We start from the raw sequence: 16,568 nt of genomic DNA on the forward strand, positions 1-16,568 counted from the left end.
CCCCATAGGCGCTAACTTTGCGGCGCTCATGGCGGCAGCTCCAGTTGGAGGGTTCGTCGTCTTGGCGGCTCGAACAATCTGTAGAAGACGCCTTCGAGCCGTCGCCACATCTGTTCAATGCCGTCCATGACGATGACGAGGAGAGCGGTTTTGAGCAAATGCTGGACGCGCCAGATAGAGTGCCGCCGCCCGCGCGTTGCGATCCGCACAGGGGGGAGAGTCCAGCGCTTGCTGGGTCAGTTTGTCGAGAACCAGAGCGAGCAGCAGATGACTGTTGAGCCAGGTTCGCGCCAAATCCTTGTCCTTGGCCGGGAGGCGGTCGAAGCGCAGCAGCGACTTCAGGCGCTTGAACGCCAACTCGATCTGCCAACGCATCCGGTACAACGCCAGGATCTTTTGCGCGGGGTAGTGCTCGGCATCGAGCGAGGTGACGACCATCAGATAGCGCGCCGCCGTCATGCTGCGCTTGTCTCCCGGGCGGCAGTTCTTCTGGGCCTTGAGCCTTACGTTGCGCTCGGCCTTTGCCGTGGCCTCTTCGTCGCGCGCCAGCACAATCAGCCGCGTCGTCAGCGTCCGTTCCTTGACCGCGACCTGCACGCGCAGATCGGCTATCTCGCCGGGCTTGAGATGTTCCAGACGGCCGAGCAGGTTCAAGCGGCTGCCGTCCGCGTCGCGCCAGGCCAGCGAGCGCCAGCCCGTGCGGATCAGGTAGTCGGCACCGCAGTCCAGGGCATAAGCGAGCCCCGAACCGCGCGCATAGCCGCGGTCGGCGATTGCCAGTTCTCCGGCATTGAGCCGATGACGCGACAGGTGCTCGCCGGCATGCTGATCGGTCAGTTCGAAGCCCGTGAAGCCGACATCGGTGCGATAGCGGCAGTGCAGGACCCAGTCCGCCGTCGTCCCGCCCGGTTGCGCCACGCTGGTGGCATCGATCAGCACGATCGGACGCTCGCAGGGGATCGCCTGCTCCAGCCGCGATGCCAACGCCGTGCCGACCAGCGCCTCCATCCAATCGGCCATGCGGCGCAAAGCCTTGAGCACGGCGACATCGGACAGCTCCGCAAGTCCGCTGCCGCTCGCCCAGCCCGCCGCCGTGCGCAACGACATTCCGCCGGGGCCGTACAGCCAAGCCAGGCGCAGCAATTGCTGGGCTTGGCCCAGCTTGCGGCTGCGCACGATCGCACGGCGCGCCCGTGCCAGCGATTGAAGCTCCGCGCCGGGCATAACCGCCAAAGCAAGCTCGTCCCAGCGACCGGTCAGCAAAGATGCGATTCGCATCTTCCCTATGAATCACAGAGCGATTCCATACGTCCATGCTTAAGTTAGCGCCTATGGGAGCGACCCCTTCGGTCCGGGACGCAGGGGCTGAAGCACCTCTGCGCGGGCCATCCAACGAGGGGCAAGGCCTTTTTTTAGGGGGTGCACGGGGGCGCAAGCCCCCTGCCAAGCCGCGCGGCGCGCAAGGGTTTTCGGCTCTGCCGGAAATCCGACGCGCACTACCGCGCATGGCTTGCCAAACCTTTCTCTCGACTATTTTTGCCCTTTTTCTCCCTCGGAGCGAGCACCTCGATCCCCCTCAATATGGGGGACGAGGTGCGGCGGCAGGGCAACCGCCGCCCGTTCCGGCCATGGCACGGAATATGGGAAATATACCAGATCGTCCGTAGCCGGGACTATCCCAAGAAACTGGTAGATCGAGGCGCACCCCAATCTCTTGTGAAATTTTCGGTCGGTGGGGTTAGAATTATCCCGTCACTCCGGGGACGCTCGCCATGCACGGGTGGGATCGGCCAGAAAACCTAGTCGCCGCGCTTGTCGCGGCAGGCCTGGGCCTGATCGTCTTCAACTGGATTCGCAAATTTCCCTGGCGACGCTATTTCCTCTCTCTGCCTGAACGCTTCAAAAGCAGCTGGCACCTCTTGAGGGGATACATCCGGCCCCTCTTTGTAGGCGTGACAGTGTGCGGGCTAGGCATTTTCGCTCTCCATCGCACCGGAAATCCCAGCAACCATGAAGGCGTTATGGCGCTGCTGTTATATGCTGGCTTTTGCCAAAGCGCTGTTCTCGTCCTGTCCCTTTTCTCTCTCGTATATGAGACGCTTTTCGTTGCCGACTCCTCGCTCGGCTTTGAAGATCGCGCACACCACTATCCGTACGGCAAACCTCCCGTCGCGCGGGAAAGCCATGTACATATCGCTCTCAAAGGCGATCCCACACCAGAGATTCCCCCTCAATTCGAGGACTAGCCCATGCCCGGTCCGTACCCCGCGAGACAAGCGTCAAAAGGGTTATCCGTTCTCGGTTCCTCCGCTCCCGATGCCATCAATCTGGGACGCATCGTAAGGCTCGACGGTGACGTGCCCGAATTTGGAGGCAAGATGCGCTACGGCGGGCAACTGCATACCCTGGTGTTCGGCCCCAACGGTTCGGGCAAGAGCACGAGACTGTTGCTTCCCAATCTCCTCGAACTCGAAGATCGAAGCATCGTCGTGGTCGATCCGAAAGGAGAGCTTGCCGCCGTCTCGGCTCCCTACCGGCGAACGCTTGGCGAGGTCGTCATCATAAATCCGTTCGGCATTCTTGCCGGCAGACCGGGTTACGAAGACCTCAAGAGCGATGGGTTCAATCCGATGGTGGCGCTCGATCCGACGGCACCTTCCTTCAATGCGGATGCCGCATTGCTCGCGGAAGCTCTGATCAAGGTCGAGAGCAGCGATCCCCACTGGGACGGATCGGCACGCAGCCTTCTTGCCGCGATCATCATGTATGTCTGCATCGAAGCGCGCCGCACGGGAAACATTCCGGTCTTCTCCGACGTGCGCGAACTCCTCTGTATGGCAAGCGAAGAACCGAACGAGCGGAACGGTTATCGCGGGCGTGGCATTCCCGAACTTGCCCGCGAAATGATGCAATCGTCTGTTGCCGGCTTGCGCAACAAGGCGGGGCAATTCAACGATTGGACGAACGAAATCCGCAGCATCGCCTCCGCCGCGAAGCGGCAGACGGAACCGTTCGACGATGACGAGATCGCATCCGACCTGGCGCGCGGCACGTTCGATTTCCGGGAAATGAAGAAAAGGCCCGTGACGGTCTATATCGTTCTTCCGCCCGAGATGATCGAGCGGCATTCCAAATGGATCAGGCTCGTCCTGACCTCGGCGCTCCGCGGCGTCATGCGCGCGCGGGAAAAAGGCGAACCGCGCACGCTCTTCATGATCGACGAGTTCGCGGCGCTGGGCCATTTGCAGATCATCGAGACCGTCTGGGCCCTGGTCCGAGGCTACGGCATCCAGATCATGCCGGTGCTGCAAGATCTCAACCAGCTGAAGGCACTTTACAAGGAACGCTGGGAAACGTTCATCGGCATGTCGGGAGCAGTCGTATCGTTCGGCGCGCGAGACTTAACAACGGCGAAATGGATGTCGGAGCGCGCGGGCGACATGACCGACACCGCGGAGAACCGCAGCAAGAGCTCAAGTGTGAGCGAAAACGGGACTTCGACCAGCGAAAGCCTCAGCTGGCAGCAGATCAAGGTGCCGTTCCTCGTGCCGCAGAAATTTTTCGCGGTCCGCAACGGGTTCATGTTCATGTGGCTTGCCGGGATGTCGGAGACCATCTCGGCCTACGCGCCTTATTACGGGGAAGTGATCAAGCTCGAAAAGAGGGCCAGGGAAAATCCCTATAAGCACGCGTCCGGCTGACGTCCCTGCCTGAAACTTAACTCTGCGGTCCAATTTCCCCTTGAATATCAACAGATCGTCCGGCTACGGACGAATTTTGTAAATACTTGCGCCCTCTGCCGTTAAAATCGGCGGCGGGGGCAAGATGGGATTACATAGACGCGGCACGACACTTTCGAAGCTCGATATCGGCGCGACCATTCACGGCATGATGCACCAGTCCACTGGCACGGAGTGGGTCGGTGCGGACGGCTCGGTTCACACGATCCTGACGGCGTTGGTCTTTACGGAGGTCAAGCGGACGATATTCGACCGCCAAGCCGTGCGGTTTGGCAAAATCAATATCGGGTTTCGGAACGGCGCAGCACATAGACCGCCTCGGCCTGGCCTGGCATTTCGCGCGAAGATCGCCGCGCCTTTGAGCGGCGGACATGCGCCTTATCGCGCCAAACCGTCCACGATATTCACGCTGGCGAACATCGAGGTCGGTCAGCCCATCCCCGAATACTACTTCGACCAGGGCTATCCGAGACTCTCCAACAGCCCAGAGGTAAATCTCCCGCTTAAACTTCTCGGGCGTCTCGACCAGCCTTTCCGGACGCCACCGAAGGACGATCTCGACGCGCACTGGAACCGCCAGGGATTCTGGTTTCACGAAGGAGTTCTGCGAGGCGTTCAAACCAAGCCGACCGAGACCAGCATGTTCATCCTCTCCGAATCCGGCATGTATTTTTACTACAAGACGATTGACGATTTGCACGCAATTGCGCGTTCGGAGTGCGAGACAGTAAGAGACTTTGATGACGGCTGGATGGTCCTGGGCGGCGAGCTGGGCGATTACGGCAAACCCTTGGAGGAAGATCACTGCATGACCATGTGGGCTCATGCACGGCTCTATCGTCTTCTCACGGTTGGATGGGAGCCGCCGCCGCATCGCCGCCAGGAGGCGATCCAACTGGCGAACGACCTGCGCGCAAAATACGCCCGCGAAGGCACGTCTATACGACCCTTCGCGCCGCCTACGAAGCCCGCGAACAACATGCAGAAATATTACCTGCAATTCCATCGCCAGCGACTCGGCCGGATCAGGGCCATTCCCACGGAGCCGCGATAGCCGGAGCGGTTGCCCGCTCCGGCCGGCGGTATCCTACTTCTGCTCCTTCGGCTTCGGTTCGCGGAGAACGATCTCGCCATCGGGAAGCGGAAGCGCCTTGAACTGAAGGTTGAGGCCCTTGCCGTCCTTGTGCATCCAGGCGGCGCCGATCTCCTGCCAGACGGCATCTTTGCCTTCCTCTTTCGTCACGCTGAAGATGCGGTAGGCGGGCGCGGCCTTGGTTTCGGGTTTTGTCTTGCTCATTGTCTGTTCCTTTCGCTTGTTGGTGAGCCCGCTTCATGCGGCCTCGATGCGGTTCGTCTGGACGGGCGGAGAAGCGGCGGCGTCAACGGCGCGTAGCGGGAGCGGAGCTGCACGGAACGAAGTGGAGGAAGCGAGCACCCACCCGTTGACGGCGGCGCGCGCGCGTCCAGAACCACGCATCGTCTTGAGGCCGATAAGCGGTTCGCCCGAAAGGAACGGCGCAAGACACGGAAACCAAGGCTCCCCGATCACGCCAAGCTGATTCGAAGGGCAAAAGAAAAGCCCGGCTTTCGCCGGGCCTTTCCAGCCGCAGAAGCGGCGACGGAGCGCGCCGCTCCTACAGTTTGCGGAGAAGCTTCTTCGCGGTAGCCGATGCCTCCGCGAGACCCGACGAGCCCTTGCCGTAGGCGGCGAACGGGAATGCCATCCAGCCGGGCAACCAGCCTTCTGCCTTCTTGCGTCCGTTTCGGCCCGCAAGCGCGTCGCGGATGATCTGGCGGAGCGTTGCGGCCTTCCCGCCCGCATTCGCCTTGGCCACGTCTTTGCCCGCGACTTCTGCGATCATGGCGCTCAACGTTGCCTTGTCGCGGATCATGTCGAGGAAGCAGTCGTCGGCCTGCCAGTGCGGACGGGCATCGACCTCCAGCACGGCACCTGCTGTCTCGACCGGGAAGGAACCCACCGCGAGCGTATCGGCCATGATGACGGACGCGAGGCGCATGACCTGCGCGTCCTTCATGCCGAGCAGCTTCACGAAGCAGAGCGCGGTGCGCTCGTCGCCCGTGACGGTCTCCGGCAGGTCGAGAAGATCGTAGGCCTTCCGGCGTTCCTTCTCGAACTGCTGCTGCGCCGCGCTGCTCTCGATGCTGCCCTTGATCGCGTTCGAGTGCGAACGCTGCGCTTCCAAACGCACGGACCAGTTGCCGCTCGATGCGATGGCGTGGGCGACGAGAAGGCGAAACGCCTTCGCGGGATCGACAAGCAGGGCAAGCCGCACGGCGGCGTGCCGATGAAGCTCAAGGTAGTTCTCCATCGCCTGCGTCATCTGCGGACGGTTTGCGGGATCGGGCTTATCGGCTTTCGCCTTTGCTTCCTGCTTTTTCGCCCGCTCAAGGTGGGCGCGGCTGATCCAGCCTTCGAAGAACTCGACCCGGCCATATTTGGAGACGGTGACAAAGACCTTGCCGCCTCGGGTCTTCGGAAGCCGCTCATGCTCCCACTGCTGGAAGTGGTCGCCGTCCGGCAGCACGATCACCTCCTGCCAGCCGCTTTCGAGGTAGGCCTGCCTGCGCTGTTCGATGGCGGCGCGTTGCAGTTCCCAGAAGGTTTTGGCATCCGAGAAGTAGCTGTCCTCGCCAAACAGATCGGTCTTGATCCCGCCCTTGTAGTCCCCGATGGGAAAGAGCGCCGCCCCGGTATCGATGGCTTCCTCGCCCAACAGAACGTGCTTGAAGTCGCGGCCATAGAACGCCACTCCATCCTCGTGCGCCTCCAGCCATTCTTTCTGCTGCGCTTTCGTAGCCATCGTCAGATACTCGACAGTCTCGTCACCGACCTCGCTGTCGCCATAGAGCTCGCGGATTTTGGGATGGAGATTGGCGAGCGCCAGGCGTTGCTCCACCTGACGTCTCGTGAGGCCGAAGGTGATGGCGATCTGCTCCGGCGTCCTTCCCTCCTTCACGAGGCGATAGAAGGTCTCGAACTGCTTCATGGGCGTGGGGTCGAGCCGGGCGGCATTCTCGATAAGGGACGCTTCGAGCGCCGCCGCGTCGTCGCCCTGCTGCATCACGGCGCAGGGGATATCGTCGAACGACCCGCGCTCCTTCTCGACGGCCTTGGCCGAGAAGTAGCGCCGCCGCCCGGCAACGATCTCAAATCCTTCCCGGTTCGGGCGGACGAGAAGCGGCTGCAGGATGCCCCGCGCGCGGATGCTTGGCAGGATGTCGGAAACATCCGGGGCCTTCTTCTCATGGCGCATGTTGAGGGATGAGATATGCAACTGCTCAAGGGGTATGTGTCTTAGTTCCATAGTGTGTCTCCATTGACGCCCCCGGGGATGCTCTCAATCGAGAAGGAAAACTGGCGCACCCTGCACCTGCCCCCTTCCGCACCAATCCCCGGAAGCAGGGTGGGCGGCGAGAAAGCGACCGCAGAGGCCGTTCGATTGAGGCGGGCTGCATCCGAAGGGCCGCAACGAAGTGGAGGACCCGCGATAGCGGGTTGCGGCTCGCCGCGAACGGCCTAGAAGGGAGCGCCGCCCACCCGGCGCACCGGGATTGGCTTCAAACAAAGCCATCGCGCAGCGATGCCGGAAGCTCCTTGCGCGAGGGATCGAAGCCCGAAGGGCCGAGACTTCAGGCTCGGCACGCGAGAGCCCGGCCGCGAAGCGGCGCGCACAAGTGGAATTGGCTAACGATCTAATCTCGCCGCGCGATTTAGTTCGCCAAGGCGCACAATGTTTGGACGGCTCGCCAACAGGAATACCGCCACAGCGCCGATTAGGTACGGCAGATTGCGGACGGCCAGACCGTCTGAAATGCCCAGGAGTATTTCGAAAGCCCCTAAACCAAACCCGGTGATGATCGCATTTCTTCGAATCAAATCGACTTCACAATCCCACGCGTCATCGTTCGACAAAGGTGCATCTACATTGGGTCGGTCAAACACAGGTCCTCGCTATTTCACATAAAAAATAGCGTGGTTTTGTGAAAGTAAAAAGGAAAATCTTGATCTATAAGTGCTTGGCAACACTAGATTCTCCAAGCGATCACACCGGCACAAAAAGCCTTGAGCACAAATAACCGATGGATGGTTATTATGTGCGAGCCGATTAAGGATGCTGGAGGCGTCGGCCAATGGCGATAATTCATGCGTTAGTAGCTGCGATCTCAGGACTATTTTTTGTATTGAGTTCTGGGGTGGTGTTCCGGAAGAAACACCGGCGCAACCGGGGTCTCGCCGTTATCACGGCGGTGCTCGCGATAGTCGGAGGCTTCGAGGCCGCGCTTTCGGCATATACCTTTCTTGGTGACACTTTCTCGGCATTCATCGACCGCATGGTTGATCACCGGTTAGCGGAAAGAACACGCGTTCAGCACGTCGTTCCTAGGCATCAAGTCGCATTGGGCCGTCAACACATTGTCCCGAGTTCGGTGTCCGCACTTCCTGTGCGGGTTGTATCGGCTCCCAGCAATCGTCTCGCGCCGCCGCCCACCACGCTGGCTCGCGGCGATGTCAAAGCCGTTTCGAACTTGCGTCCAGTCGGGGTTAGGCAGGCGCTGGCGCCGGCTAGACCTTCTTCACCAGTTCAGGTTGAGGCAAATACATCGCTACCTGTTCAGTTGCCGCCAAGCACCGATCCCAACGCCGACGCGGTCCGTCGTTCGGCTGGCATTGCCATGCCTTTGGCACGGCCGAGCGATAGCGAAATGACGATCGCAGAGCATGAATTGACGTCGATCGGAGACAAAATCTTTTTCGGACGAGAAAGCGCGGAGATCTCGCCTTCGGGCAAGACTGTACTGATGCAATGGGCAGGCCTGCTGAACGAACATCCAGGACTGATGGTGAATTTGATCACGCAGGAACAAATCCGGCAGGGACCATCGCAGACGCTTACGTCGCTCACACAGCTCGCGACAGCGCTTGCATCACCTGGCGGAGATGATGGCAGTATTACCGACATAAGCTTTCGCCGGGTGACGGCAATCAAAAAAGCCCTCGTCGATGAGGGTGTTGCGTCCGGCCGTATAGTGATCACGGCTGGCTCCCTAGTTTTGCACATGGCAAATGCAAATCCGGAGCCAGACCTGCCCGACGGGCGAAGTGTCCAGCTCAAGATCGCCGACAGCCCTGAGAAACTGGTCCGCGGCTAGGCTAGCGTGGGTTGTGGGTGGAATGCCTTAGCCGGCTTCCACGGCCTTCTTTTGGAGTGCAGCGCGGAACTGACGATGGCTGTGCTTGGCACGCTCAATCAGGTCATCCCATGACGTGAAAAAAACCTTGCCGGTATTCTGAAGGGACTCGGCGGTGGACAAGGCCTCGTCGTGGAGGCGAGCTGCAATCAAATGGCTTTGTACCTGGGTGTACTTTATTGCTTTGGGATCAGTAAGTTCCGAAAAGCGCTTAAGCACATAGTCGCGATACCGGTTAGCTTGATTGACGTCGGCCAGCCTCGCTACGAACGCGCCTCGTTTGATCTCGACGATGTGAAGTGTTCCGCCAATGGCCACGCAGAAGAAATCGGCTCGGTCGTCGTCTCCCTTCCGCTTCTGCCGTCCAGCCTTTTTCCCGAATTCCGTCCTTATCCAAGTGGCGACCCTGCCTTCGGCCTTATTGAGCATCCAAGTTGTGTCGATGAGCCAAGGATTGCCTTCAAGATGCTTCGCGAGCACGCCCCGTTCCTTAGCGTCGTGATCGTGCATTCGTTGCAAAGTGTCGATCGCAGCCAGGTTGCTGTCGATGATCTGTAAAAGCGTTACGGCGGTGCGCACTTCCATCTTCGAAAGAAGATCGTCCAATTGAGCGAGATCGCTGATGTCGGACTCGCGCAGCTTCTTCAGGATGCTTCGAAGCGTGGCATTTTCCAGCGCGTCGAGGAACCAAGAAAGGATTCCTTCGAACTCACTGGGTTCCATCTCAATGGACTTGAACTTATCAACGAATTGAACCGCTACGTCCTTGTAGGCGGGTGCTAGATGATCGATGCGCGCGGCAATTGCCGGATTTAGCTCTTTGATCTGTTTCTCGCGCAGCTTGGCGCGGCGACGTGCCCACTCGGCGAGGTATTTCTTGACGAGTTGTTGTCCCCACTCTTTGAACGCGGCGCCTTGGGGACTCTCCCATGCGATTGCATCTCGGGGCGTCGCGATGAAGTCCGTCTCGTGAATGCCGGCGTCGAGCCACTCAGCTTTCACCATGCCGACGAGATAACGAAGTCCATGTTGGCCTGTCACGCCGCCACTAATGTCGAATACCATCGCCTCTTGAGAGATTTTCTCCCGCGTATAAATCAGGATTCCGCTCAGTTGCCCTTCGTTCTGTTTTCTCGGGGTGGGCGTGAATCCAATCCAATACCGAACGTCACCGCAGCCCTTGACGTGATCCTTGGTCCAGCCGGCCTTCGGCCATCGCCACTGAAGGTTGATGTCCTCCGGTTTCAGGTCGTCGCCATTGAGGCGAACGCGAAATTTCGGGCCAATGAAAAGAAACCGTTCCGCCATGCTGTGGTTGAACAGTTCACTGCTCCGCGCCTTCCGAGAATGAAGGCGGCGCAAGATGATCGTGGTGCCGCGCGTCGTGCGCGCTTTGGCCGGGGCTTTGCTTACCGGGCCGGCGAAAATTACGTCAACGGGGGCAGGTCGACGTTCGATCTCCTTTAGCTTTTGCAAGTCCAGCTTGAACCAAATCAGCACCCTCTCGCCCAGCTTCTTGTCGGGCTTACGATACACAGTTTGGACTTCGAGCACGTCTGCTACGCCAAACCCGGCTAGCTTTCCGATCCCCTTCCTGCCTTGAAGAAGACGGCCGCCAGGTGATTTGTCCGTATTGTCTTCCTCGCGTCTGTCACGGCCAACGTCGAGATAGGCGTCTCGGATCATATCCCAGGTCATGCCATTGCCGTTGTCTTCGACGCGAATAACGTGGGCAGCATCGTCAGGTCGCCAGGCCTCGCCCATCGGGACAATGACGTCTACCGTCCGCGCGTCGGCATCCCATGCATTGGAGATGAGTTCAGCGATGGCCGGCACAGGACGTCCTGCATACATCTGGACGCCGAGATGCTTGATGATGTTACCGGCATAAGTGAGCACCAGTTCTTTGGGGTCTCTTCCCTCAAGCAGAACCTGACTTGGTGTCTGACGAATCTTGCGCGGACGTGCCATTGAACGTGTCCAATCGCGCGACGATGGTGAGGTCTAGAATCGAAGGCTGGATAACATAGTGCTTTTTCGACGATTTGGCGACGTTCGACCAGTTTAACGCCAATTCAAGCGAAATCTCGCTTAATGCCGCGGTTCAGCGTCGCTCAATCGCCGAGAGCCTATGCCGGATAAGCGACTCGTTCGTCGTTTGACATTCCCAAATCACAAACACGTGCCAACCCAGGCTCCTAAGAGCTTGCGTCACGCGGCGATCTCTAGCGACGTTGCGATCGAACTTTTCCGTCCAAAATTTCACGCGCGACTTTGGCATCGACGCTCGTTTGCACTTTGCGTGGCGATGCCAGAAGCAGCCATGCACGAATACGACGGTTTTGAACCTGGGAAAAACGACATCGGGGCGGCCCGGCAGATTCTTCCCGTGAAGGCGAAACCGAAGACCCAAGGCATGAGCGATGCGCCGCACCGCTATCTCGGGAGGCGTGTTCGCTTGCCTCACCTTAGACATACGCGGGCCGTGCTGAAACGTCACCTTTGCCGTTTTTTCTTCCTCGATATTGACGGGGTCTGGTTGGCTTTCAAATATTTCTTGCATTGGCGAGCAAGAACCTCGGCAAACAAGCAAGGCAGTGCGTTACCGACGATGTTGCAGGCATCTTCAATGCTCGACGTATCGAGAACGTAATCCTTTGGAAACGTTTGCAGCATCGCCGCTTCCCGAACCGAGATCGTCCGGTTCGCCTGTGGGTGCCCGAAACGGCCCTTGCTAAACGTGGTACAGCCGCCTGTGATGGTCGGAGACGCGTCAGCCCAGCGCATACGACCATATACGCTGCCGAATCCCCGGTAGCTGCGTCCCTTATGGCAATTCGGTCGGAGCTTTGAAGGTATCTTCCACCATTGTTGGCCAACGCGTGCTGCGCGCATCCGTGCCATGTTCTCGGGCGTCAAAGTTCGGATGATGTGCCAGTCGGTTTTCGCTGGAGAAATCTTCCTTTCACGCAAATCGGAAAAATGTACGGGCACGGACATGCTGCTAATCGTGTCGCGCACCGTATTGTACTTTTTCAGCCCGTCTTTGCCATCTTTCGAGTGCGTCGCCGCGGGCAATGGAATCTCAAAGCCTAGACCCGCCAACAGAACGAGGCGACGTCGGTACTGAGGAACGCCATAATCGGCCGCTTGAAGAACTCCGTAAGAAACGACGTAGCCCATCGCCTCCAGTGACTTTTTGAACTTCTGAAACCGGCGCTTACCGCGAATGAGCAGCCCTGGAACGTTCTCCATCATTACCGCGCGCGGACTCAGTTCACCGACGATCCGCAGCATGTCATTTATGAGTGCGTTGCGAGGATCGCTCTTTTTGTATTTGGCCGTCAGGCTCGTAAAGCCTTGGCAAGGGGGGCAGCCGCTGATCAGGTCGATCACTGCCTGGTGATCGCCAGGTACAAGATCGCGTCCGCAAATCGTTCTGATGTCCTGCTTGTACGCTCGAACGTCCCGATGGTTGGCGATGTAAGTATCGTACGCACTGTCATCCAATTCGACCGCAGCTGCGACTTCGAACCCGGCGCGTTTAAGTCCCACGGTTAGACCACCGCCGCCGGCGAACAGGTCGATTGCCGTCAAATCGTTCACGACGTCTTCCCCATCTCGCGAGCGATTTTCTTTTGTCGTTCGGCCTCGTCGAGGAAGGCGCGATGCATCTTTCGCGTGCGCGCGAGGAAGGACCGCCAGGTAATATGCTCCAGCCTTCCTTCCTTGATCATCGACTCGTACGATTTCTTCTGCGCACCGGTGAGCGAATGACCGTCTGCAACCAACGTGATCTTGTAGTTCGGCACCATCTGCTTGAACTCCTCATGCTTGGGATCGCTGAGGAATTGATCGAATTGCTCGTCGTACGTGATGATGCGGTCCATTTCCGCATTGGCGATCTTGTGGCCGGGCTTCTTGATCTCGATTACCTGCAAATAGGTATCCTGGCTCGACAAGACGAAGTCAGGTCGCTTCTTCCCCGACGAGAATTCGCCGAGATAAATCTCTTTGCCGATGTTCTTCTTGTAGAACTTCTCAAACTCGCGCCGCAGCGTGTTGAAGGACGCATTTGCCGATACTGGCGCCCACTGGGGGTTGATCAACCAAGGTGCGTCCTCGATGAGTTTCTGGAATTCGTCTTCGTTGGTGTCGTCGTCATCCTTGAGCTGCTCGAGCTTTTCGATGACGCGGATACGGTCTTCGGCTATGCGACCGAAGGAAGCCAATTCGGCAAGCCGGGCCGTCCGCAAGATGCTCGAAATGGCCCCAAGCAGATTGGCCGGTTCGTCGGCCGCAGCCCGGAGCATTTCGTCGAGGGTAATGTGCGGCGCCAAGAGCAACGTAAGATCGACGAAGTCCTTGACGACATCTTCGTCGTCAAGATCGCCGGGAGAGATCGCCCGTCCCAGGGTGCGCGCGACTTCGACTGCGCTATCACGGATTTCCTTCTGTTCGGCTCCGGGGAATTCCTGGGTGATGCGTTTCTCGACGTTTCCGACTTCGAAGAACTTTTCTATGGCACTCTTACGCAGGGGATCGCGCGCCAGTGTGCCGATGCGGGCTACGATCTTCTGGCCCCACTGTTCGAACGCAGAAGCCACTTCGTCGGACCAAAGCAGGTCTCGGCGATCCGTCTGGATCAGATCTTCCTTTTCATCGAGCCAATCCGCGTCTATCTGCCCAACCAGATAGGAACGCACGTTGTGTTCGCCCGTAAAGCCGGCTTTGCGCCCAAAGACGGACGTTTGAGCAGCGATCTTGCCGCGGCAGTAAATACGAACGCCTGCCATCAAGTCGTCCTTGTACGGCACCTTGGAGTAGGCGACCCAACCACGAACGGGATAAAATTGGCCGTCGTGAAAAAATCCAGCCGCAAGGTCGTCGATCGTCTCGCCATCGGGTCCGGTGACGTAGTACTTCGAAGATGCGGCACCATTCAGAAACGTCGTCTCCGGCCCGTGAAAGACAATCTTCGTGTTCGGCATGGTCTCGACTTTGAAGTCGCCTACCTTCGTCTCGTACCCGGCAGAGCCTTTCGTCTTGGTATTGTCCTGAAGCACGATGCTCCAATTCTTGGACGGCAAGCCAAAGCGCTGCGCAATCTGGCGCGAAAGATCATCCATGTCGGGAACGCGCCGATGCGCGAAACCGCTCAACCGCGTCGTCGTCCCGCTGGCTTTGCTTACGGTGCCATCCAGCTTGCCGACGGTCGGTTCATAGTTTTTGTCACCATCGTCGACGGCAATTTTCTCGTAATCCAAAATGACGTGTGAAGTGAGATAACCTTTGGCTCTCTTGCCGCTTGCGTCCTTGCCGTCAACCAACTCGCCGCCCGCGCTGATCACCTCGATCGTGCGGCAAATGCCAAAGGGCGCGAGCTTCCCGACTCCTTTGCGCCCTGTAACGTGGCGTTTGAAGATACGCGAGAGACTTCCCTGCTTAGGATCGTTACGGCGCTCTTTGCCGATGATGAGGTAGAAATCCTGCAATTCGGCTGGCGTCATGCCGATGCCGTTGTCGATGACGCTGATTGCAAAGCCCTTGTCCGTGATCTTCCCCCCCGCTTGGGTCGCGAGAAATTGGCCCATGGGTGCCTCGATCGTCACGAGCGTCGCGTCAGCATCGTAGGAATTCGAAATGAGTTCGCTGATGACTGCGGACGCGCGGTCGTACAGCTTCACGCCGAGTTTATCGACCGTGAGGCGCGAAATGCGCATCGAGTATTTATTCGCCACTTCGCCCCCTTCTCCGCCGTTGCTTCTTGCGATGCTGCGAGGGTGGCGAATTCCTCGTCGGCCGAGAGGCTCACGTACACGCGACGCTGGGAGCGTCGTTGGTGCCCGAGGTCGGAATCGAACCGACACTCCTTGCGGAACCGGATTTTGAATCCGGCGCGTCTACCAGTTCCACCACTCGGGCACGGCGGATACCTCTAGCAAGCCGGGTGGCGTTCGCCAAGAATTATCGGCGGGGCCTCGGGTACCCTCGGGCCTTTGCCGCCGGGGCGCGTTTCGCGTTCGCAGCGCGCTTGGGGACGGTGCCGTTCGGCCCGTCCTTGGACCTTACATTGGTCTTCGTCGTGTCGATCATGTTCTTGATGTGAGCGGCGTAGAACTTTTCGATCATCTCGACGCTGGTACGGCAGTTTTTGGCGATGGCGTAGATGTCCGCGCCTTCCATGAGGCGAAGGCAGATGTAGGTGTGGCGGAGGGAATAAGCCGACCGGCGCAGCCCCTCGCGGTCGAACTTCAATCCCATTTCCTTCAACACGGCGTTCAGGTGATGAGGGCGAAGCGACGGGAACAGCCTATCGGTCGGCTGAGGCAGCACGAGATCCGTTTCGGCTTCCTCGGCCTCGCCGCCTTTCGAACGGCGAACGCCGGCCTTCGCCATGCGCTTGCGCTGTTTCAGCTGCTCGAAGGGATAGACGGCGCCCGGCATGCTCTTGCAGTAGCCGACCCCTCTTTTGCCGCGCACGCTGATTTCCAGAATGGTTTCGTTGGTGGCTTTGTCTTTCACGATCTCCACGTCCCGGAATTCCAGCCGTGCGGCTTCGTCCGGGCGAAGTCCGGTGTTCACCATGAAGACGACGAAGTTGTTGAGCTGCTCGCATTCCCACTTCCAGCGAGGCTTGGGCGGGTCCTTCGCGCGTTCGCGCGTGACCCGGCAGAGTTCGTTGTATTCTTCGAGCGAGAACCAGCCGCGATGGCTGATCTTGCCCGACGATTTGTAAGGGGGAGAGAGATCGGGAATGGCCGATATCCAGCCAAGACGGTGCGCCGTCTTAAGGACGAGGCGCAACGTGACGATTTCCTGATGCATCGTGCTGCGCGACGGCGCCGTCCAGGGCTTGCGGATTTTGACCTTCTGCCCCTTTTCTCGGGCAAGCCTATCTTCTTCCGCCTGCTTCTCCTCGCGCTTCTTGACCGCTTCGGACTTCGTCATGCGGTCGACCCGGTAGTCCTGCACGGTCTGGGAGGTGATCGCGGCAACCGGCATCTTGCCAAAGAAGGGGAGAAGATGAACCCGTAGCCGGTCGCCATGGCTCTTCACATATTGGGCGTTCCGCTCGCCGGCGGTGAGGGTTTCGTATTCAGGAGTGAACTTGGCGGCGGCATCGGCGAGGGTCGGCCCACCTCTTAGCTCGCCGGAGCGGTCGCTCACGCGCAGGGAGAGATACCACTCCTCGGCGACTTCGCGCGCGCGTTCGACGTCGCGCTGCTTCGTCGAGATGCGGCGGTTCTTGCCTGCGAGATACGCCGAACACTGCCATAGGTCGCTGTTCTCTCTCTTGTAGAGATGCAGCTTTCCGCCGGCGAGGTCGAGCGTCCCACTCATCACGCGTACGCATACGCGCTTTGCGTAAAAATGTCCAGAGTGTGTAAGCTTTGTGTAAGCCTTTGATGTTACTATATACCTGATTTTGTTATGTTTTTTCGTTCGTATCCAATTTTGAGTCCAGCGCGTCTACCAGTTCCACCACTCGGGCATGGCCGCTACGTCTAGCAAGACGGCGCGCGTTCGCCAACAATTATCGACGCGGATCGACCGCCACTGCGCTCTATCGCCGTTGCGCGGCCCGTATCCGCGCCACTACGCTTGCGGCAACAA

Annotated in this window: 12 protein-coding genes and 1 tRNA gene; 4 read left to right on the forward strand and 9 right to left on the reverse strand. The window is 59.0% G+C overall.

The window, feature by feature from the left end:
* Nucleotides 1-114: 114 nt before the first annotated feature.
* Nucleotides 115-1,263: a transposase gene (locus WDM91_08695; protein MEI9994658.1), complete on the reverse strand. Its 1,149-nt coding sequence runs from the start codon at nt 1,261-1,263 to the stop codon at nt 115-117.
* A gap of 509 nt (nt 1,264-1,772) precedes the next feature.
* Here WDM91_08695 and WDM91_08700 point away from each other — a divergent pair.
* The 3 genes from WDM91_08700 (at nt 1,773) to WDM91_08710 (ending at nt 4,794) form a co-directional block, all read left to right on the forward strand.
* Nucleotides 1,773-2,246 (forward strand): hypothetical protein, encoded by a 474-nt coding sequence (locus tag WDM91_08700; GenBank protein ID MEI9994659.1) that lies wholly within the window; start codon nt 1,773-1,775, stop codon nt 2,244-2,246.
* Between the two features lie 3 nt (nt 2,247-2,249).
* A complete protein-coding gene (locus WDM91_08705; GenBank protein MEI9994660.1) occupies nt 2,250-3,701 on the forward strand; it encodes a type IV secretory system conjugative DNA transfer family protein in 1,452 nt (483 codons plus the stop codon).
* Between the two features lie 124 nt (nt 3,702-3,825).
* A complete protein-coding gene (locus WDM91_08710; GenBank protein ID MEI9994661.1) occupies nt 3,826-4,794 on the forward strand; it encodes a hypothetical protein in 969 nt (322 codons plus the stop codon).
* A gap of 33 nt (nt 4,795-4,827) precedes the next feature.
* On the opposite strand, the gene WDM91_08715 is transcribed toward WDM91_08710, so the two are convergent.
* From WDM91_08715 to WDM91_08725, 3 genes are all read right to left on the reverse strand, one after another.
* Complete coding sequence (locus WDM91_08715) at nt 4,828-5,037, reverse strand: hypothetical protein (GenBank protein ID MEI9994662.1); 210 nt, start codon at nt 5,035-5,037, stop codon at nt 4,828-4,830.
* Between the two features lie 337 nt (nt 5,038-5,374).
* Complete coding sequence (locus WDM91_08720) at nt 5,375-7,066, reverse strand: ParB/RepB/Spo0J family partition protein (GenBank protein MEI9994663.1); 1,692 nt, start codon at nt 7,064-7,066, stop codon at nt 5,375-5,377.
* A 380-nt stretch (nt 7,067-7,446) separates the two neighbouring features.
* Nucleotides 7,447-7,674: a hypothetical protein gene (locus WDM91_08725; GenBank protein ID MEI9994664.1), complete on the reverse strand. Its 228-nt coding sequence runs from the start codon at nt 7,672-7,674 to the stop codon at nt 7,447-7,449.
* 218 nt (nt 7,675-7,892) lie between these two features.
* On the opposite strand from WDM91_08725, the gene WDM91_08730 reads away from it, so the two are divergent.
* Nucleotides 7,893-8,912 (forward strand): hypothetical protein, encoded by a 1,020-nt coding sequence (locus WDM91_08730; GenBank protein MEI9994665.1) that lies wholly within the window; start codon nt 7,893-7,895, stop codon nt 8,910-8,912.
* 27 nt (nt 8,913-8,939) lie between these two features.
* On the opposite strand, the gene WDM91_08735 is transcribed toward WDM91_08730, so the two are convergent.
* The 5 genes from WDM91_08735 to WDM91_08755 all read right to left on the reverse strand — a co-directional run bounded on the left by WDM91_08735 (nt 8,940) and on the right by WDM91_08755 (nt 16,295).
* The gene (locus tag WDM91_08735; GenBank protein MEI9994666.1) at nt 8,940-10,922 is read right to left on the reverse strand and encodes an ATP-binding protein; all 1,983 of its coding nucleotides are present in this window, start codon (nt 10,920-10,922) and stop codon (nt 8,940-8,942) included.
* Between the two features lie 525 nt (nt 10,923-11,447).
* A complete protein-coding gene (locus WDM91_08740; protein MEI9994667.1) occupies nt 11,448-12,557 on the reverse strand; it encodes a DNA cytosine methyltransferase in 1,110 nt (369 codons plus the stop codon).
* The gene (locus tag WDM91_08745) at nt 12,554-14,692 is read right to left on the reverse strand and encodes an ATP-binding protein (GenBank protein MEI9994668.1); all 2,139 of its coding nucleotides are present in this window, start codon (nt 14,690-14,692) and stop codon (nt 12,554-12,556) included. The genes WDM91_08740 and WDM91_08745 overlap by 4 nt, the downstream gene beginning before the upstream one ends.
* Before the next feature lie 99 nt (nt 14,693-14,791).
* Nucleotides 14,792-14,876: transfer RNA gene (locus tag WDM91_08750), tRNA-Leu, on the reverse strand.
* Between the two features lie 42 nt (nt 14,877-14,918).
* Complete coding sequence (locus tag WDM91_08755; GenBank protein ID MEI9994669.1) at nt 14,919-16,295, reverse strand: hypothetical protein; 1,377 nt, start codon at nt 16,293-16,295, stop codon at nt 14,919-14,921.
* Nucleotides 16,296-16,568: the final 273 nt, after the last annotated feature.

The sequence above is a fragment of the Rhizomicrobium sp. genome (assembly GCA_037200385.1).
GTDB lineage: Bacteria > Pseudomonadota > Alphaproteobacteria > Micropepsales > Micropepsaceae > Rhizomicrobium.

Excerpts from the sequence above, each read along its gene's own strand:
- WDM91_08700 (MEI9994659.1), top strand. The coding sequence starts at position 1,773 with ATGCACGGGTGGGATCGGCCAGAAAACCTAGTCGCCGCGCTTGTCGCG.
- WDM91_08705 (MEI9994660.1), top strand. The coding sequence starts at position 2,250 with ATGCCCGGTCCGTACCCCGCGAGACAAGCGTCAAAAGGGTTATCCGTT.
- WDM91_08710 (MEI9994661.1), top strand. The coding sequence starts at position 3,826 with ATGGGATTACATAGACGCGGCACGACACTTTCGAAGCTCGATATCGGC.
- WDM91_08715 (MEI9994662.1), bottom strand. The coding sequence starts at position 5,037 with ATGAGCAAGACAAAACCCGAAACCAAGGCCGCGCCCGCCTACCGCATC.
- WDM91_08720 (MEI9994663.1), bottom strand. The coding sequence starts at position 7,066 with ATGGAACTAAGACACATACCCCTTGAGCAGTTGCATATCTCATCCCTC.
- WDM91_08730 (MEI9994665.1), top strand. The coding sequence starts at position 7,893 with ATGGCGATAATTCATGCGTTAGTAGCTGCGATCTCAGGACTATTTTTT.
- WDM91_08735 (MEI9994666.1), bottom strand. The coding sequence starts at position 10,922 with ATGGCACGTCCGCGCAAGATTCGTCAGACACCAAGTCAGGTTCTGCTT.
- WDM91_08755 (MEI9994669.1), bottom strand. The coding sequence starts at position 16,295 with ATGAGTGGGACGCTCGACCTCGCCGGCGGAAAGCTGCATCTCTACAAG.